General features: G+C 39.4%; 18 protein-coding genes and 4 pseudogenes. 11 read left to right on the top strand and 11 right to left on the bottom strand.

Going from position 1 to position 23,271, the window contains the following annotated elements; genetic code table 11:
* Nucleotides 1-86: 86 nt before the first annotated feature.
* Nucleotides 87-1,082, top strand: a pseudogene (locus AN490_RS13405) (phenylacetate--CoA ligase family protein); the annotation flags it as partial.
* Between the two features lie 140 nt (nt 1,083-1,222).
* On the opposite strand, the gene AN490_RS13400 reads toward AN490_RS13405, so the two are convergent.
* Together AN490_RS13400 and groL are read right to left on the bottom strand one after the other, a co-directional pair.
* On the bottom strand, nt 1,223-2,155 hold the full coding sequence (locus AN490_RS13400) for a cobalamin-binding protein (RefSeq protein WP_300004043.1): 933 nt from the start codon (nt 2,153-2,155) through the stop codon (nt 1,223-1,225).
* 300 nt (nt 2,156-2,455) lie between these two features.
* Nucleotides 2,456-4,147, bottom strand: coding sequence for a chaperonin GroEL (gene groL / locus AN490_RS13395; RefSeq protein ID WP_300004040.1), 1,692 nt, complete (start codon nt 4,145-4,147; stop codon nt 2,456-2,458).
* Nucleotides 4,148-4,310: 163 nt separating this feature from the next.
* Between groL and AN490_RS13390 the strand changes: the two genes are divergently transcribed.
* Nucleotides 4,311-5,393 carry an MraY family glycosyltransferase gene (locus AN490_RS13390; RefSeq protein WP_300004037.1) on the top strand — a complete coding sequence of 361 codons (1,083 nt, stop codon included), beginning with the start codon at nt 4,311-4,313 and terminating at the stop codon, nt 5,391-5,393.
* On the opposite strand, the gene AN490_RS13385 is transcribed toward AN490_RS13390, so the two are convergent.
* Nucleotides 5,390-6,682: a transposase gene (locus AN490_RS13385; RefSeq protein ID WP_300004049.1), complete on the bottom strand. Its 1,293-nt coding sequence runs from the start codon at nt 6,680-6,682 to the stop codon at nt 5,390-5,392. The two genes, AN490_RS13390 and AN490_RS13385, sit on opposite strands and share 4 nt — an antisense overlap.
* A gap of 78 nt (nt 6,683-6,760) precedes the next feature.
* Between AN490_RS13385 and tnpA the strand changes: the two genes are divergently transcribed.
* The 4 genes and pseudogenes from tnpA to AN490_RS13370 all read left to right on the top strand — a co-directional run bounded on the left by tnpA (nt 6,761) and on the right by AN490_RS13370 (nt 9,964).
* On the top strand, nt 6,761-7,162 hold the full coding sequence (tnpA, locus tag AN490_RS13380; protein ID WP_300004034.1) for an IS200/IS605 family transposase: 402 nt from the start codon (nt 6,761-6,763) through the stop codon (nt 7,160-7,162).
* Nucleotides 7,163-7,712: 550 nt separating this feature from the next.
* Nucleotides 7,713-8,357: a hypothetical protein gene (locus AN490_RS13375; RefSeq protein ID WP_300004031.1), complete on the top strand. Its 645-nt coding sequence runs from the start codon at nt 7,713-7,715 to the stop codon at nt 8,355-8,357.
* Nucleotides 8,358-8,377: 20 nt separating this feature from the next.
* Nucleotides 8,378-8,530: pseudogene (locus AN490_RS22940) on the top strand (hypothetical protein); the annotation flags it as partial.
* A 60-nt stretch (nt 8,531-8,590) separates the two neighbouring features.
* Nucleotides 8,591-9,964, top strand: a complete 1,374-nt coding sequence (locus AN490_RS13370; protein WP_300004028.1) for a calcium-binding protein — start codon at nt 8,591-8,593, stop codon at nt 9,962-9,964.
* A gap of 387 nt (nt 9,965-10,351) precedes the next feature.
* On the opposite strand, the gene fabG is transcribed toward AN490_RS13370, so the two are convergent.
* Nucleotides 10,352-11,092, bottom strand: coding sequence for a 3-oxoacyl-[acyl-carrier-protein] reductase (gene fabG, locus AN490_RS13365; protein WP_015079664.1), 741 nt, complete (start codon nt 11,090-11,092; stop codon nt 10,352-10,354).
* A 136-nt stretch (nt 11,093-11,228) separates the two neighbouring features.
* A pseudogene (locus AN490_RS13360) lies at nt 11,229-12,056 on the bottom strand (serine/threonine-protein kinase); the annotation flags it as partial.
* Here AN490_RS13360 and AN490_RS13355 point away from each other — a divergent pair.
* Nucleotides 12,033-12,290 (top strand): hypothetical protein, encoded by a 258-nt coding sequence (locus tag AN490_RS13355; protein ID WP_300004024.1) that lies wholly within the window; start codon nt 12,033-12,035, stop codon nt 12,288-12,290. The pseudogene AN490_RS13360 and the gene AN490_RS13355 overlap by 24 nt on opposite strands.
* On the opposite strand, the gene AN490_RS13350 is transcribed toward AN490_RS13355, so the two are convergent.
* The 4 genes from AN490_RS13350 to AN490_RS13335 form a co-directional block, all read right to left on the bottom strand.
* Nucleotides 12,225-13,931 carry a serine/threonine-protein kinase gene (locus tag AN490_RS13350; protein ID WP_300004021.1) on the bottom strand — a complete coding sequence of 569 codons (1,707 nt, stop codon included), beginning with the start codon at nt 13,929-13,931 and terminating at the stop codon, nt 12,225-12,227. The two genes, AN490_RS13355 and AN490_RS13350, sit on opposite strands and share 66 nt — an antisense overlap.
* 192 nt (nt 13,932-14,123) lie before the next feature.
* Nucleotides 14,124-15,038 carry a methylenetetrahydrofolate reductase gene (locus AN490_RS13345; RefSeq protein WP_300004018.1) on the bottom strand — a complete coding sequence of 305 codons (915 nt, stop codon included), beginning with the start codon at nt 15,036-15,038 and terminating at the stop codon, nt 14,124-14,126.
* Nucleotides 15,039-15,097: 59 nt separating this feature from the next.
* Nucleotides 15,098-16,105: a tryptophan--tRNA ligase gene (gene trpS, locus AN490_RS13340; protein ID WP_300004015.1), complete on the bottom strand. Its 1,008-nt coding sequence runs from the start codon at nt 16,103-16,105 to the stop codon at nt 15,098-15,100.
* Nucleotides 16,106-16,294: 189 nt separating this feature from the next.
* Complete coding sequence (locus tag AN490_RS13335) at nt 16,295-16,507, bottom strand: hypothetical protein (protein WP_300004012.1); 213 nt, start codon at nt 16,505-16,507, stop codon at nt 16,295-16,297.
* A gap of 159 nt (nt 16,508-16,666) precedes the next feature.
* On the opposite strand from AN490_RS13335, the gene AN490_RS13330 reads away from it, so the two are divergent.
* From AN490_RS13330 to AN490_RS13315, 4 genes and pseudogenes are all read left to right on the top strand, one after another.
* Nucleotides 16,667-18,244 (top strand): B12-binding domain-containing radical SAM protein, encoded by a 1,578-nt coding sequence (locus AN490_RS13330; RefSeq protein ID WP_300004009.1) that lies wholly within the window; start codon nt 16,667-16,669, stop codon nt 18,242-18,244.
* 66 nt (nt 18,245-18,310) lie between these two features.
* A pseudogene (locus AN490_RS13325) lies at nt 18,311-18,544 on the top strand (molybdopterin dinucleotide binding domain-containing protein); the annotation flags it as partial.
* A 253-nt stretch (nt 18,545-18,797) separates the two neighbouring features.
* The gene (locus AN490_RS13320) at nt 18,798-19,256 is read left to right on the top strand and encodes a phosphate-starvation-inducible PsiE family protein (protein ID WP_300004006.1); all 459 of its coding nucleotides are present in this window, start codon (nt 18,798-18,800) and stop codon (nt 19,254-19,256) included.
* 189 nt (nt 19,257-19,445) lie between these two features.
* Nucleotides 19,446-20,795 (top strand): PrsW family glutamic-type intramembrane protease, encoded by a 1,350-nt coding sequence (locus AN490_RS13315; protein WP_271821262.1) that lies wholly within the window; start codon nt 19,446-19,448, stop codon nt 20,793-20,795.
* Between the two features lie 37 nt (nt 20,796-20,832).
* Here AN490_RS13315 and AN490_RS13310 read toward each other — a convergent pair whose 3' ends face one another.
* Together AN490_RS13310 and AN490_RS13305 are read right to left on the bottom strand one after the other, a co-directional pair.
* Nucleotides 20,833-21,465, bottom strand: coding sequence for a hypothetical protein (locus AN490_RS13310; protein ID WP_300004001.1), 633 nt, complete (start codon nt 21,463-21,465; stop codon nt 20,833-20,835).
* A 149-nt stretch (nt 21,466-21,614) separates the two neighbouring features.
* Nucleotides 21,615-23,234, bottom strand: coding sequence for a CHAT domain-containing protein (locus tag AN490_RS13305; RefSeq protein WP_300004046.1), 1,620 nt, complete (start codon nt 23,232-23,234; stop codon nt 21,615-21,617).
* Between the last annotated feature and the right edge of the window lie 37 nt (nt 23,235-23,271).

Raw genomic sequence — 23,271 nt, 5'->3', positions numbered from 1 at the left:
CCGTGATGAAGCAGGAAGTAAACACTAAGGTTATCGCTGTCCAGATGTGTCTAGACTTTGGTAATTTTGGGTAAGTTTTATAGAACGGTTATCCGATTACCGTCATTACTCCAGGGAATAATAAACCGGAAATTTTGCGAATTGTCCAGGAATTAGGTGGTAACTTTGAGCAAGTTGTGTTATTAGGATATCCACCATTTTTAAAAGATGTCATTGATACGGGTATTGCCAATAATATCGAATGGGGACAATATCATATTAAGTTAGTCATGGCAGGAGAAGTATTTAGTGAAGAATGGCGCAATTTAGTAGCCCAAAGAATAGGTTCTGAAAATCCCTGTGATGATTTTGCTTCTATGTATGGAACAGCAGACGCGGGAGTTTTAGGAAATGAAACCGCTCTTAGTATTTGTATTCGGCGGTTTTTAGCAGTCACACCTCAAGCAGCTAAAGCATTATTTGGGGAGTCGCGTTTACCTACTTTAGTTCAATATGATCCTAACAGTCGTTTTTTTGAAGTAGAAGATGGAAATTTACTATTTTCTGGGAATAATGGTGTGCCTTTAATTAGATATAGCATTTTTGATCAAGGTGGCTTAATTACCTACACAGAAATGCTAGAATTCTTAGCAGCATGGGGTTTTAATCCCATTACAGAATTAGAAAATCATCGCGGAATTCATCAATTACCTTTTGTTTATATCTTCGGACGTTCTAATTTTACGGTTTCCTATTTTGGCGCAAATATCTATCCAGAAAATGTGACGGTAGGATTAGAACAACCAATTATTAGAGAATGGGTAACAGGTAAATTTGTTTTACAGGTAAAAGAGGATTTAGACAAAAACCGCTTTTTATCTGTAGTAGTAGAGTTAGCACCAGGAATAGAGGATAAAGAGGAGAAAAGATTATCTATAACTGCTGCTATTCTTGCTCAATTATTGCGTCTCAATAGTGAGTTTGCTAACTATGTTCCCCGACAATATCAAACTCCATTGGTAGAATTAAAACCCATTGGTGATCTTGAATATTTTCCCATAGGTGTCAAACACAGATATACCCGGAATAATACGCGTAAATAGTCAAAAAATAGGTAAGAAATCAAAATCTCAAACTTTGCGCCTTTGCTTCTTTGCGCCTCTGCGCGAAACATAATTAATAATAACGCAACGGCCAAAATTTAATAAAACTCTTACCTACAATCAAGTTATTTGCATACTGGTTATAAAAGTTGCCAACCAGTACCTTGATAACCATAATCAAAGATATCTGGATGCAATATTTCTGCGAGAATTTCTAAAGAATCTACCAACCGCGGACTAGGACGGTTAAAGTAAGCATTGCCATCAGTAATAAAGACTCTCCCTGATTGGACTGCATGGAGTTTTTTCCATTCTGGACGTTGAGTTAATACTTGAGCTTCTTGCTGAGTCTGTTGTAAATCAAAGCCACAGGGCATGAAAATAATCACATCTGGGTTACTATCTACTAATGTTTCCCATTTAACATGAGTAACAGGTTTACCCATCAGGCTAAATAATGGTTTTCCTCCTGCTAAGTTGATTAATTCAGGAACCCAATTTGTAGCGGTCATCAAAGGATCAGTCCATTCAATGCAAGCGACTTTAGGCATTTCTGCACAGGATAGCCCTTGCAGTCTTCGCTTACAAATTCTCACACGAGCTTCTAGATTTTCCAGTATTTCTACTGAATCTACTCCAAATGTGTGACTAACCCGTTCAATATCACCCCAAAGCTCCTGTAGTGTGTTGGGTTGTAAGGAAATTATTTGCGGTGAACTGTGGGTAAGTTGGGCAACTGCTTTTTCTACTTCGGGTAAACTGACGGCGCAGATATCACATTGATCTTGGGTGATAATGTGGGTAGGGTGCAATTTCTCTAAAACATCAATTTTGATTTTGTAGACACCTAAAGCAGATTGTAATAGATTACTGGCTTCGTCATGAATAGAATGGCTATTAGCGTCACCATTCACACGGGCTTGGGTACAAACTGGAAGATTGGTGATTTCGGGAGGATAGTCACATTCATGCGATCGCCCGACCATAGCATCAAATAAACCCAGTTTAGCGACGATTTCCGTAGCACTCGGAATTAAAGAGACAATTCTTATATTGTTACTTGTATCAATCATAGTTTCACCCCCTGGGAATAGGAGTCAGGAGTCAAAAATAGAAAATGGTGTTAAGTTGTTTTTAACAGATGTTTCTACCCTCATTTTCACATATTTTTAGAGAGACGGTATCTATCTTGAGGATGTTAGCCTTTTGATTTTTCGACAAGCTCAGTAACCAGATTCCAGAATCTTAATTTTAATTAAGCGTTAACGAACCGTTTGCGAGATACACGGAAATGATGACAAAAACCCACCCCTGAAAGCGTTAGGGGTGGGTAATTCATAAATTATGGATTTGGGATTTGGGACAGTGGCAAATTAGAACATACCCATGCCGCCCATGCCGCCCATGCCGCCCATACCACCCATACCGCCCATACCACCCATGCCGCCCATACCGCCCATGCCACCATCAGGAGATCCAGCGGGTTGTTTTTCAGGTTTTTCGGCAATAATTGCTTCGGTGGTTAGTACCATACCAGCAATGGAAGAAGCATTTTGTAAAGCGGAACGAACCACTTTTGCGGGATCAATAATACCAGCCGCAATTAAGTCTTCAAATTCGCCTGTAGCTGCGTTATAACCGATATTTAAATCAGTTTCCCGAACTCTGGCAACAATCACAGAACCTTCTGCCCCAGCGTTTTCCGCGATTTGCCGGAGGGGAGCTTCTAAAGCTTTTTTAACAATATCAGCGCCAATTCTTTCTTCAGGAGTGAGGCTGTTTTTAATAGCATCTACCTTGGTAGATAGATAAATTAAGGTTGCACCACCACCAGGAACAATACCTTCTTCTACCGCTGCTTTGGTAGCGTTGAGTGCGTCTTCAATCCGCAAGGTTCTGTCTTTCAGTTCTGTTTCTGTAGCTGCACCGACTTTAATCACGGCAATACCACCAGCTAACTTAGCAATGCGTTCTTGCAGTTTTTCGGTATCATAGTCGGAATCAGTTTCCGCCAATTGTTTACGAATTTGCTCAATCCGGATTTGGATTTCTGGTTTAGCAGTATTACCAGCGACAATGGTGGTATTTTCCTTGTCAATGTGGATTTTCTGAGCAGTTCCCAACATTTCCAAAGTAGCTGTATCTAAGCTCAAGCCGATTTCTTCAGAAATCATTTGTCCATCGGTAAGAATGGCAATATCTTCTAACATAGCTTTGCGACGTTCACCAAAACCGGGGGCTTTAATCGCAGCTACAGCCAATACACCACGGGCTTTATTTACAACCAATGTTTGTAAAGCATCACCGTCTACATCTTCAGCAATAATCAGTAAAGGTTGACCTAAACGGGCAACTTTTTCCAAGATAGGGATTAAATCTTGAATGCTGCTGATTTTCTTATCAACAATCAGGATGCGGGCGTTTTCAAACTCTACTGTCATCCGTTCATTGTTGGTGATAAAGTAGGGAGAAATATAACCTCTATCAACCTGCATCCCTTCCACTACTTCTAGTTCAGTGGTGAAGGATTTAGATTCTTCAACAGTAATTACACCGTCTTTAGTCACTTTCTCCATGGCCAGTGCAATCATTTGTCCAACTTCAGCATCATTACCAGCGGAAACTGTGGCAACTTGAGCGATTGCACTTCCTTCTACAGGTTTAGTAATTTTGGCAATTTCTGCTACCAGTGCTTCAACGGTTTTATCAATACCCCGTTTTAAGCTAATGGGATTTGTCCCAGCGGCTACATTTTTTAAACCTTCTTTAATCAAGGCTTGTGCTAAAACTGTGGCAGTGGTAGTTCCATCGCCAGCTACATCCTTGGTTTTCGATGCTACTTCCTGAATAAGTCTAGCACCAGTATTTTCTAGAGGATCTTCTAATTCAATTTCTTTGGCAACAGTGATACCATCGTTAACAATTTGGGGAACACCAAATTTTTTCTCTAATAGGACGTTACGACCTCTTGGACCTAAAGTTATTTTCACTGCATCTGCCAGTGCGTTAATACCTCTTTCTAAAGCCCGTCGTGATTCTTCATTAAATGCAATAATCTTAGTCATGTTTTATTTTTCTATTGCTTCCATTAGACAATTTAGCACTCACTGACCAAGAGTGCTAATCCCTTTCCCCAATTTAGATTAACAATCAAAATCCCAAAATTGATTAATATTAACAGTTGATACTTATGTTTGACCATAAAACTAATGATTATATTGGGAGCAAATGAACTTAGCGAACTCCCTTAAATCCCTTGGCATTGCTGACCCTAGCGGCTCCGGCTGGTTGGCTGTATTATTTACGTTTCTATTAGCTTTGATTGTTACCTGGCGGTTAATTCCCACAATTCGCAAATTTGCCTTAGAAGTAGGTTGGGCAGATCAACCCAACGCTCGACGATTGAATCAAGAACCTTTACCTAATGCGGGAGGTTTGGCAATCTACGCGGGTGTTATTGCGGCTTTGGTCTTAGCTAGTCTCTTGCGACCGATTGAACTGCAAGGGGTTTTAGCCCAGGTTTTAACGATTCTCCTCGGTGGTTCGATTTTAGTTCTAGTTGGCTTTATTGATGACCAATTTGGTTTACCTCCATCTGTGCGGTTATGGGCGCAAGTAACGACTGCACTTTTATTGGTTGGTAATGGGATTAGTATCAAAGTTGCTTTCGGTACACCCATTGATTCTCTCCTGTCTATGGCCTTAACGGTGCTGTGGGTGGTGGGGATCACTAATGCTATTAACCTCATGGATGGCATGGATGGTTTAGCTGGTGGCATTAGCTTTATTACTGCTATCAGTTTGTTAGGTGTTTCTGCCCAGTTTGATAATCGCGCTGCTGCTACTTTGGTTTTGGCAGCTTTGGGAGGGGCAGCACTGGGCTTTTTACGCCATAATTTTTACCCCTCACACATCATTATGGGTGATGCTGGAGCATACTTTTTTGGCTATGTTTTAGCAGCAACCAGTATTTTAGGTAAACTCCAATTAAATACAATCTATGCCCTAATACCTACAGTTTTATTTCTGCTGTTGCCAGTTATTGACACTACTCAAGTGTTTGTGCGCCGGCTCATGGCAGGAAAAAATCCTTTGAGTACACCAGGTAAAGACCACCTCCATCATCGCTTGTTAGCCTGGGGACTATCCCAACGTAATGCGGCTTTTATCCTCTGGTCAATTACTTTAGGCTGTAATTTGCTGGCTATGAAAGTCCAGGGTATGAGTTTACCAGTGATGCTGGCTACTGCTATCGGTATTATTTTGCTGTTAGGGTTTACCCTTTGGCAAAGAATGTTGAATAATCGTTAAGCTTTCCCGGTCTGAAGACGCGGGGATTTCTGAAGAGTCCATAAAAGAACTTTCGTAGGCTGACTTAAACAGCCTCTACTTACTCCATTTAAGTCAAACTTAAATATCGCAGCTACTTTTCTGATTATGTTGACCGCACCGTTGCAATCTGCATTAATTTTTGTGCCGTCCTGAGAACAGTACAAACCCCGGCTAATTCTTTTCCCTGACTCTTTCCACCCTTCGGGTTTTGCACCAAATGTAGGTAGAAAATCATTGTCTAGGAACGATGTCTTTGAGGTATAGGATTCTTCAGTTTCAACAAACTTGATACCGTATTGTTCACACAGTTGAGCAATGCGGTTTTTTAGTTTTGCAGTAGGGATTTGAACAAACTTTTGATTAGTTTTTGATCCAAGATTTATAGAGTCTTTTTGTCCAACATTCCAGCCAAAAACAACAGTACCAATTTTATGATCGCTGCAATGGTTGATTACGATTCTAGCCGCCTTATTAGTCGCATCTCTCATCTGGCGATTACGCTTTTCTGTAATCGCTGCAAGCCTGTTTGACCAAAAACCCTGCGGTTTATTTTCCTTGATTTTAGCTACAGATTTGTTATACCACTGGTTGATGCTTTTTAAATGTAGTCCGTCAACTATAAAGGATGTACCAATATTAGAAACACAAGTTAACCAATTATTTAACCCGTAGTCAATTCCTAATACTTTTGATGCGTCCACCTCGGAGCTTTTAATATCTTGTTGGTAAACAAATTCTGCATAAAAGCATCTGTTCCTTGGCAGGATACGGACTTCTCTTATTGATTTATAGTCCAGATTTGAGGGCATAGGGATATAAAAAGCGTCTATTCCAAACCACGCTTTTACCTTACTACCTAAAGGGAATCTCAATATTCCGTCCTTTAATTTTAAAGAACGCCCCGTAAAGGTTGCAATAGACATTACACTTTTACAGTAATTTGGTGGTTTAGGTTTTTGAGTTACCGTACCTTCTTTTATGCCTTTTAAAAGTCCAAAGTAAGACTTAAAAGATTCTGCAACAGTAGTTAAAATCTGTTGTGCTGTGTCCGAGTACAAAGCTTGATAATGGGCGTTTTTTTGGATAGTTCCCAATTGTTTATGCAGGTCGGCTTTACTTGGTATCTTGCCAGTTTTAAAATATAACTGACGAGAATAGTAAACACCGCAATTTGTCAGCTTTTTAGCTTCAGTACAAACATATTCCAATATGGCTTTTAAATCCTTATTCGGGCTAATTAATATCTGTTGGCAGCCGTACACAATTATTTTTACCTGTGTTATTTTCTTGACTTTTCCACTATAACTGAGTTAGATTCTATTTGTCAATAGCAACGAGAAAACAACATGAAAACCACTTTGGAGTTTAGAACAAGCAACCATTCTAAAGGCAACGCTGTAGTTCATCTAGTCTGGATTCCCAAACGAAGAAGGAAGGTTTTATCTGGAGAGATAGCCAAGCGTCTTCGACAAATAATCAATGATTTAGCTCAAGAGAAGGATTGGGACGTTTTGGCTTTAGAAGTCGCGCCAGATCATGTCCATTTGTTTGTAGAGCATCAACCGGATATAGCCATTAACCAAGTTATTAAGGCGTTTAAAGGTCGGTCATCTTATCTATTGAGAAAAGAGTTCCCGGAGTTATTAAAACTTCCTAGCCTATGGACTAACAGTTATTTTTATTCGACGGCAGGTCAGGTTTCCGCAGATACAATTAGAAGATATATAGAAGACCCGCATCATGGTTAAGAATCTTGGTTGCGAATAAATAGAGCCTCCGGCACGCTCCGCGAACGCCGTTGGCACTTCCTCCACGCATCTATTGCCAAGTGGCTTCCGTGCCTTTCGTTCTATTTGGTGAATAAGGTTTAATAGTCCCTTCAAGCCAGGGAATAAATTCCCTGTCTAAAAGCTAAAGTCGGTTAAAACCGACTATTTTAGCAAAAATAGGATAATTTTTGATTTTGAGTTAACTAGAGTGCGTTAAAACGCACTTTAGCTTTTAGACCGGAACTTAAGTTCCGGGCAGGTTTGTAAAAAATTAGAATTTTTAAACATACTCTAACCTTTCAATTGCATATTTGATGGGAATATAAGCTGTTAAAAATTGATAGTAGTATTGACATTGGTGACTACCAATTAAAAAAATATTCTAACTTGTCGCATAGATATAGGGTTTGACACTTGTAAGTATTTGTGTCAAACTTGTGCTTGTATAGTCTTTAACTAAAAAGTGTTACAAGTTGTGACACCTCCTATCGCCTTAGGGCATCATTAATACCAATAACTAATTAAATCTATGAATACCATACTCAACTCTGCCCTGACGCTGACATACAATCAACTCAGCACTTTTTCTGGTTTAGATAATTTCTGGCAGGTTTTCGATACCGCGTTTGGTACACAATACAACCGCAGCGGTGCGGAAATTCTGCGTTTACAGTGGCTATCTGGTGATTTTAGTCAAGTTCCACAAATTGAAATTCTTGATAGTAACATCCTTGGCGGTGCTAATGGGGCTTATGCTAGTAGCAATAATAAGATTTATTTATCAGCTAATTTTGTCGCAACTGCTACACCAGAAACTTTGGTTGGTACGCTGTTGGAGGAAATTGGGCATTTTGTTGATGCTCATATCAATCTCAGTGATAGTGCTGGAGATGAAGGGGCGATTTTTGCTGAGTTGGTACAGGGTGAAAGTCTTGAGTCTGGGACTTTACAGGCTTTGAAAGCAGAAGATGATCACGCAACAATTACGGTAAATGGGCAAGTTATTCAGGTAGAACAGCAGAATTTTACTGGTACGGCGGGTAATGACACGATTATAGGTACTACGGGTAATGATTTTATTTATGGTTTAGCTGGCAATGACACGATTAATACTGGATTAGGTGCTAGTGACTTTCAGCTTCTCGACTCAATGCCGCAGGTAACGCTACTTTAGACAGAGTTGATTTCTTTGGGATAAATCGGTTTCAGGTTACTGGTACAAGTCAAAATGACGATATCAATACTGCCAGTGGTAATGACACGATAAATAGTGGTGCGGGTGATGACAATATTGATGCGGGTGCGGGAAATAACACGATCAATGCTGGCGATGGTAATGACAATATCAATGCGGGGGGTATTGGCAATGACACTATTGATGGTGGTGCTGGTGTTGACAAATTAACCTTGAACTTATCGGCTCAAACTGGCAATATCGTTATTAACAATGCCACTACAGGAATTAATTTAACTGGCATTGTCACAGCAACTAACTTTGAAAACTTTACTATTACTACGGGAAGTGGTAACGATACGTTCAATCAATCAGGTTTAGTTAATAACATTATTGTTAAAAGTAAAGATGATTTCAGGACAGGGGCTGGCAATGACACGATTAATACTGGATTAGGTGCTAGTGACTTTGCCGCAGCTTCTCGACTCAATGCCGCAGGTAACGCTACTTTAGACAGAGTTGATTTCTTTGGGATAAATCGGTTTCAGGTTACTGGTACAAGTCAGAATGACAATATCAATACTGCCAGTGGCAATGACACGATTAATAGTGGTGCTGGTGATGACAATATTGATGCGGGTGCGGGAAATAACACGATTAATGCTGGTGATGGTAATGACACAATCAATGCAGGGGGGATTGGCAATGACACAATTGATGGTGGTGCTGGAGTTGACAACTTAACCTTAGACTTGTCGGCTCAAACAGGCAATATCGTTATTAACAATGCCACTACTGGGATTAATTTAACTGGCATTGTCACAGCAATTAACTTTGAGAACTTTACCATCACTACTGGTAGTGGCAACGATACGATTACTCAATCAGGATTAGTCAATAACATTGTTGTTCGCGGCAATGACACTATTAACAGTGGGGCTGGTAACGACACGATAAATACTGGATTAGGGATTGACAGTGCCAATGGGGGAGCAGGAGATGATTTACTAATTGTTAATTACTCCATAGGTGAGACTGGACGTGAGATGAGCTTGTCTACCTATGCAGGTGCAGAAGGATTTTCTGGTACAGCTTACCGACTCAATTCCGCCGGTAACGCTTACCCAGATCAACTTAGCTTCTCTGGGATTAATCGGTTTCAGATTACTGGGACAGGTGCTAATGACTATATCACTACAGGTGGTGGAAATGACACCATTAATGCGGGTGCTGGTAAAGATACTCTAATTGGTGGTTTAGGAAGTGACAAATTTGTTTACCAAAATCTCACTGATTCTCTCTTAGCTAACTTTGATGTGATTACTGACTTCAACGCCACCACAGGTAATGATTTATTCCGTGTTTCCACTGCGCGAGCCGGATTTGTGAATGTGGGAGCAGTTAATACCCTGGATGCTGCTAGTATAGGGGCAAAATTAACAGCCGCAGCCTTTGGTTCAAATTTCGCGGCTCAATTCAGTTTTGGACAAAAAACCTTTGTGGCTATTAATGATGCAACGGCAGGGTTTAATGCGGCTACTGATGCCATTATTGAAGTTACAGGATTAACAGGAATTCTGGGACTCAATAACTTTACAACTGTCTGAGTTCGGGTAAGTGCAGTGGTGTCAACTTAGGCTAGGGATACTTCGGCAAGTGTTACAGTGAGCTGGCGATGCCCTGAGCTTGTCGAAGGGTCGAACTGCTCAGTACAAGTAGCTTATTTGTTTGGCTGCAACATTCCCGCCCGGAACCTAAGTTCCGGGCTAAAAGCTAAAGTGCGTTAAAACGCACTCTGATTAACTCAAAATCAAAAATTATCCTATCTATGCCAAAATAGTCGGTTAAAACCGACTTTAGCTTTTAGACAGGGAATTTATTCCCTGGCTGGCTGCTAAACCCCTACTACTACAAATCCAAGTTTTTTGTAATTTTGCAAAAGTCCATGTCCCAACTATCCTTAGTATAACAACTGACCACTAACCACTGACAAACTACATCACCATCCCGCCATCAACGTTAAATACTTGCCCTGTGATGTAAGCAGCGGCAGGATCTGATGCTAAAAAGCGCACCATGCCGGCAATTTCTTCTGGTTTACCAAAACGCCCCAGGGGGATATATTGCAGGATGCCGTCAGCTTTAATATCACTAGTCATGTCGGTGGTAATGAAACCGGGGGCAACGGCATTGACAGTGATGCCACGGGAAGAAAGTTCTTTGGCAACGGTTTTGGTAAAGCCAATTACTCCAGCTTTGGCTGCGCTGTAGTTGGCTTGTCCAGGGTTGCCCATTTGTCCGGCGACGGAAGCGATGTTAATAATCCGCCCCGAACGTTGTTTAAGCATAATTTTACTGACTACTTTTGTACATAGAAATACACCAGTTAAGTTAAGGTCTATGACTGCTTGCCATTCTTCTAATTTCATTCTTAATAGCAGGGTGTCACGGGTAATACCTGCATTGTTGACTAAGATATCCACGCGCTGGAATTTTTCTAAGGTGGTTTTAATGAGTGTATCTACTTGATTTTCTTGAGAAACATCTGCTTGGAGGGCAATGGCTTCTCCTCCTGCTGCTGTGATTTCTGCTACTACTTCATCTGCTGCGGTGCTAGAACTAGCGTAGTTAACAACTACTTTTGCGCCTTGGGATGCTAATTGGATAGCGATCGCTCTGCCAATTCCTCTTGATGCACCTGTGACAATTGCAACCTGATCTTTTAATAAACTCACTTGATTTTCCTCAATCTGTGGAGATACCTCGCTAATTATAATTATAAGGGAAATGCCGAAAACCCTTGAAGATGTAGCTGACTAAGTCAGCTACATCTGTGCTTTAGACAAGGGATGAAGGCTAGAGGCAGGATTTATAAGTATCAATTAATTCCTGGGGCTGTTTACCTGTCAGTAAAACTAACATTGTCACAGCTAAAGCATATAAATCACTGCTGGTAGACACCACACCTGTTTGCATTTGTTCTGGTGGTGCAAATCCTATTTTTCCCAATAATGTGCCATTGATAGGAGAGGCAATTGCCCCTGTTTGGTAATATTGAGAAGCGACGGTTGCGGCTACTTGTTTAACACCTCCAAAATCAATTAACACAGGTAATTGATCACTACTACGAAGCATTAAATTATCAGGAGAAATATCACGATGAATAACACCAAGGGAGTGAATATATGCCAATACTGGTAAAATTTGCTGTAATAACTGGTAAATTTCTGCTTCTGTAAATTTTAAACCCTGTTTTTTACGACTATTTAATAAAGAATTATAAGTTTCACCATCTACATAATCTTGAACTAAAAAAAGACTTTCTTTTCCTTGTAAATTAAGGCATAATAGTTCCCGAAACCGGGGAATTTGAGGATGTTGTAATTTATAAAGAACACTTGCTTCTCGTTGAAAAAGTTCTTCTGCTTTTTGAAGAACATAACGAGTTTGTACTTGGGGAGAGAATTCTTTTAAAACACAAGCTTCTCGAAAGCGGTTAATATCTTCCGCTAAATAAGTTTTGCCAAATCCTCCTTGGCCAATTTGTCGAATAATAACATAGCGATCGCCTAAAGTTTGCCCTGGTTGAATCCCCTGATTTCCAGATGTCGGTACATTAGCAATTTTGTCTCCACATTGGAGACAAAACCTACTACCAGACGGATTTTGATGCCCTTGAGAACAATAAATATTAGTCATTGGTCAGTTGTCATTGGTCATTTGGAAGATAAATTATCGGTCATTGCCAAAAATAGTTCTCCAAATGCTTCGCCCGTACAGTTGTTAGTTGTCAGTTGTCAGTTGTTAGTTCTGACAAATTACCTATTACCCATTACCCATTACCCATTACCCATTACCCATTACTTGTTACTTATTCTCTACTTTATCAGATGCGATCGCATACCAAATTTGCAGAAAAGTTTTTTGATTTAGTTTCCCACGTTCTTGACCAGGAAACAATGGTTCAAATGTTTGATATGTATCTGCGCGTAAATCCTGGAAAGATTTATACTTACCCAATCTTCCAGCTTTAGCAAGTTGTTCCCAGCGTTGAGAATCTTGTTGACTATAACTACCTATTTTCTTTCTAGCAGTTTCACTTAAATTAGCCTTTTCTATATTATTTAACAACTGATCTGCAACATGATTCCATTGTTCCCGCAAAGCAGCATCTGCCGATTTCTCAGTTAACTGACGTTTATTTAATTCTGGTTTTTGGGTATAGAAAACTTCATTAACTGTATTATTAAAAAAATTCGCAGAAATTTCTAGTTTTTGCAGACGACTGGAAATTTGCTGAATACTGCGTTTACCATTATTCCCATTTCCAGAATTATTAATATATGGAATTTGAGGAACTTCAATTTGAGGAACTGTAATTGATGTTATCCCCTTAACTGCAAAATTTCCTAAAGCGAATACACCAGCGCCTGTTAACAAGATTCCCGTAGTCATAATAAAGCTAACAGTAAAAGGCCGCAACCATATTGGCATCGGTATTTTCTGGACAAATAATGTCGTTTTGTTGTGGACACCACTATGAAGAGTCCGAGCGCGTTTTATACCTGGTGCTACCACCTCTGTTTTTAACTTAGTAATATAAGGATGGGGATTATTGGTAGGAGTTTGCATAGTCTGTGGTGTAGATGAAAGAGATGGTAAAGGTAAATCTTTAATAACTTGTTCGGCTTTTTGATAGCGATCGCTCGGTTTATATGCCAACATCTTTTTGAAGACAGCCTCTAATTTGGGGCTAACCTTAATTTCCTGACCCCAAAACCAAACGCCATTATAGCTATCATAAAGTAAATTTGGTTCTTTCCCCGTGATCAATACTAAAGCCGTCACTGCTAGAGAATAAAAATCACTGCTTTTATAGACTTTTCCCTGAAGTAACTGTTCTTCAGGTGCGTATCCCTTTTTACCTAATAAAGTTGCATTTACAGCCAATTGTGTCCGCCAAAAACCCTGATCAGCTGGTAACTGTTTGACACCACCAAAATCAATCAACACAGGTAAATTATCACTTTGACGTAAAATCAAATTATCCGGGGAAATGTCGCGGTGAACTATATCTAGAGAATGAATATAAGTCAAAATTGGGAGAATATTGTGCAGTAAATTAATAACCTCCTCTTCACTAAAAGACTTTCCCTGACTTTGACGCTGTGTAAATAATTGGTCATAATTATCACCCTCAATATAATCTTGCACCAAAAAGAAAAAATCCTTAGTCCCAATTTTTGCCTGAAAAGAAGCGTGAAAACGTGGAATTTGGGGATGTTGGATTTTTTTCAGGACATTTGCTTCTCGTTCAAACAGTTCCTTTGCTTTTTCTAACTCCTGCGGTTTGACAATATTGGGGGCAAATTCCTTTAAAACGCAGGTTTTACGAGATTTTTGCCGATCAATCGCTAAATAACTGCGGCCAAAACCACCTTGTCCCAATATTCGCGCAATTTCATAACGATTATCAATAACTTGTCCCACACTCAAAGGTAATGCTTCACCGCAATGAGTACAAAAACGATGACTACCATTATTTATGTGTTGTTGACTGCAATATATTTGCATGGTATTGGAGGATAAATGGGAAGTTATCAATGACTACAAAAGGAGAAAGGTAATTTACGTTTTCATCAATGTTTTGCGTTCTCAATGTTTGGAAAAAACTGAATTTGCTGGTTTTCAAAACTGTAAGCTGTTACGCAGCTAAATTTGATCATCCTAATTTAGTAGGGGTAATTCATGAATTACCCCCACAGGCTAACTAACCTTTTCGACCCCCGCTAAATCCAAAATCGGTGCAATCAAATCTTCCCGCTTTACCGCCATCAGATGCACACCCTGACACAATCCTCGCGCAATTTGCACTTGTTCGGCGGCAATTTTCATGCCTTCTTCGAGAGGATGTTTTGCTTTTGCTAACCTCTCAATAATGTGTTCAGGAATATTCACACCGGGAACAGCTTTATTAATAAACTGGGCATTCTTTGCCGATTTCAACAGAAAAATTCCCGCCAGAATTGGTTTATTGTAACCTACAGCAATTTTATCCATGAACTTTTCTAATATTTCAAAATCAGTAATTAATTGACTTTGAAAAAATTGCGCCCCGGCTACTATCTTCTTTTCAAACCGACTTTGTAAACCTGACCAACTTTGAGATTGAGGATCTACCGCTGCACCGGCAAATAAATCTAATGCGCCATCAGTGAGAGGTTTCTCATTAAGATCAAAGCCCTGATTCATGTTTCTAATTAACTGCAATAACCGCACAGCTTCTAAATCAAAAACGGCTTTTGCTTGAGGATGATCTCCTGCTTTTACAGGGTCGCCAGTTAAAGCTAAAATGTTGCGGATACCCAAAGCATGAGCGCCCATTAAATCTGCTTGTAATCCAATTCTATTCCGATCGCGGCAAGCAAACTGACAAATCGGCTCAATGCCATTTTGTAATAAAATCACTGAAGCTACCAACGAAGACATCCGCATTACGGCACGGCTACCATCAGTAATATTGACAGCATGAACCCTTCCCTTAAGAGTCGCCGCCATTGAAAGCATCTGGACTGGATCTCCTCCCTTGGGAGGTGCAACTTCGGCGGTAATTAAAAATTCACCTGCAAGGGCGGCTTTACGGAAGTTATTAAAAGCACTAAAGCTATGGGTATCCGGCATAACATTATAATTTCGGTTTGCTAATAAGGTAAAACATCAGACACCTAAAAGCTTAAACCTTAAAGAGGAACAGTGAAACCCAAAACAGCTTTAACATCTGCTAAAGTTTGATTAGCGATCGCTCTGGCTTTCTCGCCACCATCTCGCAACACTGACTCCAAATAGCCTTTATCCGCCATTACCTCCTGATATTTAGTTTGAATTGGCTGTAAAGCATGAATCGCCGTTTCTGTCAATAAAGGTTTGAATTGTCCCCAACCCATATCTGCACATTCAACCGCTACCTCTTCCTTGGTTTTTCCAGCCAGTAGGGTATACAGAGTTAATAAATTATGACATTCTGGGCGTTCTGAATCATCAAAGGTTAAACCCCTCACTAAATCAGTTTTACAGCGTTTAATCTTCTTAGTAATCTCCTCTGGTGAGTCTAAAATATTAATTCGGCTCAACTCCGAAGGATCGGATTTTGACATTTTCCGGGTTCCATCTGTCAAACTCATCACCCTTGCACCTTCCTTTCTAATTAAAGGATCTGGTAATTTTAATACAGGTGCTTTTTTCGCAAATTGGTGATTAAACCTATTGACGATATCTCGCGTTAGTTCTAAATGTTGCTTTTGATCTTCACCCACTGGCACTTTATCAGCTTGATAAAGGAGAATATCCGCCGCCATGAGTACGGGATAATCTAACAAACCAACACCGACATTTTCCCCTTGTTTAACGGCTTTTTCCTTAAACTGAATCATATCTTGCAACCAGTTCAGAGGGGTAATGCAATTTAGCAACCAAGTGAGTTCACTGTGTGCGGAAACGTGGGACTGAACAAAGATGTGAGAATGCTGTAAATCAATGCCACAGGCTAAATATAATGCAGCAATCTTGTAAGTATCAGCCGCTAAAGTGGCGGGATTATGCGGTACAGTGATGGCGTGTAAATCTACCACACAAAAGAAATTTTCATACTGGTCTTGAATTTCTACCCAGTTGCGAATCGCACCTAAATAGTTACCTAAGTGTAAATTACCAGTTGGTTGAACTCCCGACAGAACGCGCTGCTTACCCATAATTATCCGTTATTTATCTCCTCTTCCCCGCTTTGTAAATGGGGCGGTTACAAGACTCATTTTAGTAGTGATTGGGGATTAGTGATGAGGTTAATGAAAAGTATCTTTTCTCTTTTCTCGACTTTTGCCAGAAGTTTATAGAATTACCCGGTAAGTGTAAAACTCAGTTATGCAACTAAATAAGTAGGATCAATTTGAAAAAAAAACAGCTAAATCTTGAATTTGGTTTGCTGTTAATTGGCGTTTACCATTAAGAATATCTAAAACTATGTCCCTATCATCTTGTGTAATATTTCTTTGATCCAAAATAGAATTAATTTGATTTCGGGTAGCAATTAATTCTTGCTCATTAGTAATTATTTGCATATAGTAGTGATTGAGAATTTTTAAACTACTTATCATTTTTCAGTTATCTTTATTCTCTTATATTATCTGTTTTGTTGCTTAAATATAAAACTAAAAAAATCTGTACCTCCAGAGAGATAAAAACCAACTGACCTAACTTTTATACTTCAGACTAAATAGGTTTTGATCAAAACACAACTCAGGGGAATATGCTTAATGAAAGCTTTATTAATCTGGCCGATAATGCCTAATTCATTCTGGTCTTATCAGGAAACCATTGATTTAGCTGGGTTACGTGCCACCAATCCCCCATTAGGTTTAATCACTGTTGCAGCGATGTTACCGAGTGATTGGGAATTCAGATTGAGCGATCGCAATGTCCGTCTAGAAACAGATGCAGATTGGGAATGGTGCGATATAGTCATCATCTCTGCAATGATTATCCAAAAACAGGATTTTGGGGACTTAATTAGAAAAGGCAAAAAGTTAGGTAAAAAAGTCGCAGTGGGGGGACCATTTGCCACATCTGTACCAGAATTTGTCCTCGAAGCAGGCGCAGATTATTTAATTTTAGATGAAGGGGAAATCACTCTTCCCATGTTTGTAGAAGCTTTAGAAAAGGGAGAAGAAAAGGGGATTTTCCGCGCCACAGAAAAACCAGATGTCACCACAACTCCCTCACCTCGGTTTGATTTATTAGATTTAGATGCTTATATAGCAATGACGGTGCAATTTTCCCGTGGTTGTCCATTCCAATGTGAATTTTGCGATATTATTACCCTTTTTGGCCGCAAACCCCGCACAAAAACACCTGAGCAAATTCTGGCGGAATTAGAAGTTTTATATAAGATGGGTTGGTGGCGTTATGTGTTTATAGTTGATGATAACTTTATTGGCAATAAACGCAATGCTAAAGTCTTTTTAAGGGCATTAATTCCCTGGATGGAAGAACGTAATTATCCTTTTGCTTTATTAACAGAAGCTTCTTTGAATTTAGCTGAAGATGATGAATTACTAGAATTGATGGTAAAAGCTGGTTTTGTCCAGGTATTCATGGGAATTGAAACCCCTGATGTAGACAGTTTAGTAGGAATTAATAAACCACAAAATACTCGTAGTTCCCTAGTTGAATCCTGCAATAAAATTACTAAAGCCGGATTACAAATTATGTCTGGTTTTATCTTAGGATTTGATGGTGAAAAACCAGGTGCAGGTAAACGGATTCAAGAGTTTGTGGAAGCAACTTGTATTCCCCAAGCTCATCTTAACTTATTGCAAGCATTACCCAATACAGCTATGTGGACTCGCTTGCAAAAAGAAGGACGGTTAAGGGATGGTTTGGGTGAATTTATGGGTTCTCAAAAAGCCTTAATGAATTTTGTTCCCACTCGGCCAATGTCGGAAATTGCGGAGGAGTTTATTGATGCTTTTTGGAATTTGTATGAACCTATGCCATACCTGAAACGGACTTTTCGCCATTTTATGATGATGGAAGGTTGGCGAGCTAAATATCAACGGACTTTAACAAAACCAGAGTTTAAATTTTTAATGTCTATTTGTTGGCGACAGGGAATGCTCCGTTCTACACGGTTTGTTTTTTGGCAGCAATTAATAACAATGGCACGGCAAAAACCTCATCTATTATATGATTATTTAATTGCTTTGGGTACAGGTGAACATTTTTTCAAGTTCCGTCATGAGGTAAAGGCAGAAATAGAATCAGAATTAGCAGAATTCCAGCAGCATGAACAGGAGCAAGAAGCCATAAATTTACAGTTAGAAACTGTGAGTTAAGTAGCTCCTTAATACCCAGATCCCCGACTTCTTAAAGAAGTCGGGGATCTATTCTGCGAGGGTCATGGTAAAATTAATTTTCCCGCTAAAATTACAAAAGTTATTTCCCCCGCTACTGTCTTTGTCCCTATGCACTGGGGTAGGCTATGGGTAGATGATGCGGAAGCTAACACTCTTACCTATTCAGAAGCTTTTAATAATTACGTTTAAGCAGAATTAAAAGCCCATGCTGTGCCATTATTACCAATTTCTGTAGAATCTACTTTTAAAAATTATCAATTTCAGTCCTCTCAATGGTAAGATCTTAACTGTATTCATAAATTAGAAATGCACAAACAATTCAACCTATAGTTAATCATCAATAGTTATGATTATTTTTTTAGATATCTAAATTGTTAAAGCATGATCATGATTATTTTTAAAGGAATTTTCTTAAACTGCAAAGTTTGTGAAAAGAGAAAATATATTATGCTTTTTGATCCTTGAGATTTATTTATAGGATTTTTGTTTTATCTTCGTAATTTCCAAATTAATTTTAATCAAGGAGGATCAAATGAGAAAATTCATTAAAAGCTTTCTAGAACTTACCAGTGATAAAAGCTTCATGCACATGATTGAAGTTATTGAGGTAATAGTTGCAAAATTACTATCTCTACTTATGGTAATAGTAATTCTTGCAACACTTGGTGATTTAGCAATATTTATTTTTAATGAAATACTTTCTCCACAAGAAGGTAGTTTTAGCAAGACATTGTTTCAAACTTTCGGTTTATTTCTCAATGTTTTAATTGCTTTAGAAATACTAGAAAATATTACTGGCTATCTCAAAAAGCAAGTTTTACAAGTTGAACTAGTTATTGTTACTTCTTTAATTGCTATTGCCAGAAAAATTATTATTCTTGACGTGAAAGTTACTGAAGGTATCGAAATTATCGGTTTAGGTATTGCGATTCTTTCTCTATCAATTAGTTATTTGATAATTCGGAGTAGTAATTCTCAAAAAGGGAATTAAATGCGGATTATTGCTATTAATCTATTATTTTTTTCAATTTTGTATTTTGAATGGGAGTAATGGTTAGAGAAGCTATGGTATATTCAGAGGTGGTGCAGCCGTGAACATGGCGAAAATTAACTCTACTAGCAGAAAATTTGATCGCGTGGCATCAGCCAGAGAATTTGTTTAGACACACTCAGTAACTCGATGACAGGCAAAAACGCAACACAGAATGCATTTCTGCGGTTGGTGTCCAGTAAGGTCGAAGTTTCCGAGTCAGCATCTCGCTACTCGTTGCTTCCTGGTAAAGAAATGGTAATTGGACGTGACCCCATCTGCCAAATTGTCTTGGATGCCATGATATACCGGATGGTATCTCGTCGTCATGCGGTAGTTCGTCCCCTTTCTTTAGTGACCAATAGCGGTTGTAGCTGGGTAATTTGTGATTTAAATAGCGCCAATGGCACTTTTTTAAATGGAGAACACTTAAAAGGATGTCAAGAATTACATTTAGGCGATCGCATTTCCCTTGGCGCTGATGGACCACAATTTATTTTTGAGTATGAAGTTATTGCTCAAAAAACGATAATTAATGTGAGTAAAGCGACAGTATTATCATCTATCAATAACCAAAGTCTGTCATCAAAGCAGGATTCTGTAAGCTTCACACAATTGTTTCCTATTATCTCTACTGGTAAGGATTTAACTCGCAAAGCCTACCTGATCCCAGGAATCCTCACGGTAGTTTTTGTGGTGTTAATGTTTGCTAGTGTGGGTCATCCTCAAGCCAATCAAGTAATTGTCGGATCTTATATCGCTTTTGCGGCTTACTACTTCGTTTATCAATTGTGTGGTAAATCTAAGCCTTGGTGGGTACTCATAGCTGCGGCACTGAGTACAATGTTAATTTTGCTGAGTCCTCTATTAGATTTATTCATCAAAGTATTCCGAGATATCTTACCTGGGACTTTAGATACTACATCTCCAGATGGTATTACCTTCACCGAATTATTCGTACGGATGTTTTTTGGGGCGGGGTTAATGGAGGAGTTGCTGAAAATACTACCAGTATTAGGGGCATATTGGATTGGAAATTCCTTACCTTCACCTTGGCGAGAACGGATTGGGGTTTGGGAACCCTTAGATGGCATTCTCCTGGGTACAGCTTCCGCTGTCGGCTTTACCTTACTAGAAACCCTTGGTCAATATGTTCCCTTAATTTCTCAAAATTCTAGTCAATCAGTGGGTTTACAGTTACTTATTCCCCGCATTTTAGGTTCTGTGGCTGGACACATGGCCTACAGTGGATACTTAGGCTATTTTGTTGGTTTGGCTGTGTTAAAACCCCTGAAAGGAAAGCAAATTCTCTCTGTGGGTTATTTGAGTGCTTCTGCACTTCACGCTTTATGGAATGCCACAGGTTCGATTAATGCTTTTTTCTTGGTGGTAGTTGGTGTTTTGTCCTATGCTTTTCTCATGGCAGCCATTCTCAAAGCCAGAGTATTATCACCAACAAGATCAAAAAACTTTGCAACCCGGTTTCTCGACCCAAAATAGCAGATAGCAGGGACAGGGAACAGAGTTAAAACTAAGTTTAAGAATCAGATTTTGAGAGATGTTGGAGGGCATAATCAGCGATCGCTAAAGTAATTTTTACTTGTTCTATTTCTGATAAATTTGCCCAATCTCGATGTTCAAAATCTCTAATTATAGATATCAATGTTTGTGGTTCACTACTTCGCATTGCATAAGCAAAAGGACGAGCTAAAACTAAGAGATCATCCATTTCCCAACTGGGTAGTAAAGCCTGGACACATTCCACTAATTTCTCACTAGCTGATTTTTCAAGAATAGAAACTTCAGCAGCTTTTTGAGCAATTGCCGTGAGTAAAACTTCAGGCATAACCGAAAAAGCATTTTGCAAAGCTGACCGAAGATAATTAACTGTATTTTTACTAATGTTGTTATTTTCAATAACAGAAACTTGATCCCAAATTATATCTAAGTTTTGGTAAAAATTATCGGCGCTGGTGATTAGTTCTGCGTCGGTGAAATCCTGCAAACCAAATTGTAGTTCTAGATGCTGAAAATAAGCTTCTGACGATTCATCAGCCAAATTCCAGGGATAAGTAGCATCTTCAGGTTCTAGTAGTGCTTCTATAAATTCTAAATCCAGATTCGATGGGACAATATTCAGAATATTTAAATCCTTATGTTGGTTTTTCATGTTCTTTTCTCTATTAATTCATTGTTCTTGTTGACAGCTACAACCTGAAGAATTGGATTTCCGTAAAGTCATGGAAATAAACATCATCACCTGTTGCCATCAATAAATTTTAATCCAGCAGGTTGCAGGTAAATCAAATTCAACCGTTTTCAATCCTGACTCTTACTGCATTCTTCTCTGATAAATTCCCAAATGTCACCTTGAGAACTGCCAAACATTAACTGCATTCCCGATGTTAAAGCCACTTCTTCCCGCAGGATTTGTTGCCAACCATTGGGGCTTAAATACCAGGTAGTCCCATAGGTAGAGAAATCCTGTAGGTAATAAGTAATCATTGATGTAGTTTCATTGAGAGTATGCCGACATAAAATTTCCGCGTGCCGTTTAGAAATGTAAAGTTCGGGGATCACAATATCATTATCTTTCGTGCGACCGATGCGGGTAACACCAGGACGTAATAACCAAGTTTTCTCTCCTCGTGACAGCGATGGCTTTGCCCGCCCTAGGCATCGCAAATAAGCTGTATTCACCGGGGTAGCTATGCCAGAAATTGCCGGATCTGGTAGTTCTGTAACTCCTTCATCTACGCCTTTAATCAGTTCTCCATCAAAATCAGGATGGAGGTAGAGAACTGGTAAAGTCCAAGCTGGTTGATTGAATTTATACAGTGTCAACAGTTCTTGTCTAGCTGCTGCTACCGCCTCATCAATTAATTTACGCGATCGCAAATTAGCAGCAAAAGTTTGAATAAAACTATAACTTTCTGCATCAGCAATTTGATCACGCATTCCTAACACCGCTGGCACACCATGACGAATTAACACTTCTGCCAAACTACTAGCAGGGATAGCTTGGTGATTAGTTGCTGCTGGTTGCGCTCCCCAACAGGCGTTAAAAACTCCCAATTTTATCCCTGTCCGCGTTAAGACTTGAGCTAATTCTATCCCATTAATTTTGAGTTCATTTCCTAAAAATAATGAGCCTCCATCTGGATCTGGTAGTCCATGTCCGGCATAAAAAAACACATTATAAATTTTAGTTTCTAACTCTTGAATTAACTCTGTCTTCGTCGGTTGCACCAATGTCTTTACTGTACAAGGTGCATAGCCAGCGGCAGTTTTGCCCACAGGACGACCTGCTAACAAGATTTTTTTCAGTAAAGATGCTTCCTGATCTAGTTGTAATTTATGATCATGTCCTAATACCAACAGAATATTTACAGCCCGGTCGGTTCGCAATTCTGGCAGAGGTTCAACTTCACGGATGGTGCGACTAAATAAAATATCCTGGGAAAGAGACATGGCTGATTGTCCGGCTTCTGGCTGCATAATTTCCCAAGGTAAAGCAATCAGATCAGGATCACGAATTTCTAACCGAAAGCGTAATTGAGTCTGTTGACCCATGGCCATCCCCCGACTCCGTTCCCAACTACTCAAAATCGCTCCATCAAATATCCATCGCCATAAATTGATGCCCAAGGATTGCATCAAACGACTACTATAGGGACTTGTATTTTGACCTTCAGCAGGTGAAATTACAGCTAAGGGTAATCCATTAACTAATGGAGATGTTGAACCGGACGTAACATCTAATAGATTATGACCAGCAAACATTTGCTGCCAATCTCGCCAAACCTGATTAAGTTCAGCGGAGAAAACACAATCACGGAGAACATAACCACTGGGATATGGTGCTTGGACTACCCAAATGGCGAAGTGATCTGTGCCAGTATTCACTAGACGGGCGATCGCTATACTCGCCGAAGGCATTGCCAAATTCGGGCTGGACATGGATTGGTAGAAACTA

The sequence above is a fragment of the Anabaena sp. AL09 genome, from assembly GCF_001672255.1.
GTDB lineage: Bacteria > Cyanobacteriota > Cyanobacteriia > Cyanobacteriales > Nostocaceae > Dolichospermum > Dolichospermum lemmermannii.
Note: the sequence above shows the minus strand (reverse complement) of the source record. Positions and strands in the feature narration are given on the sequence as shown.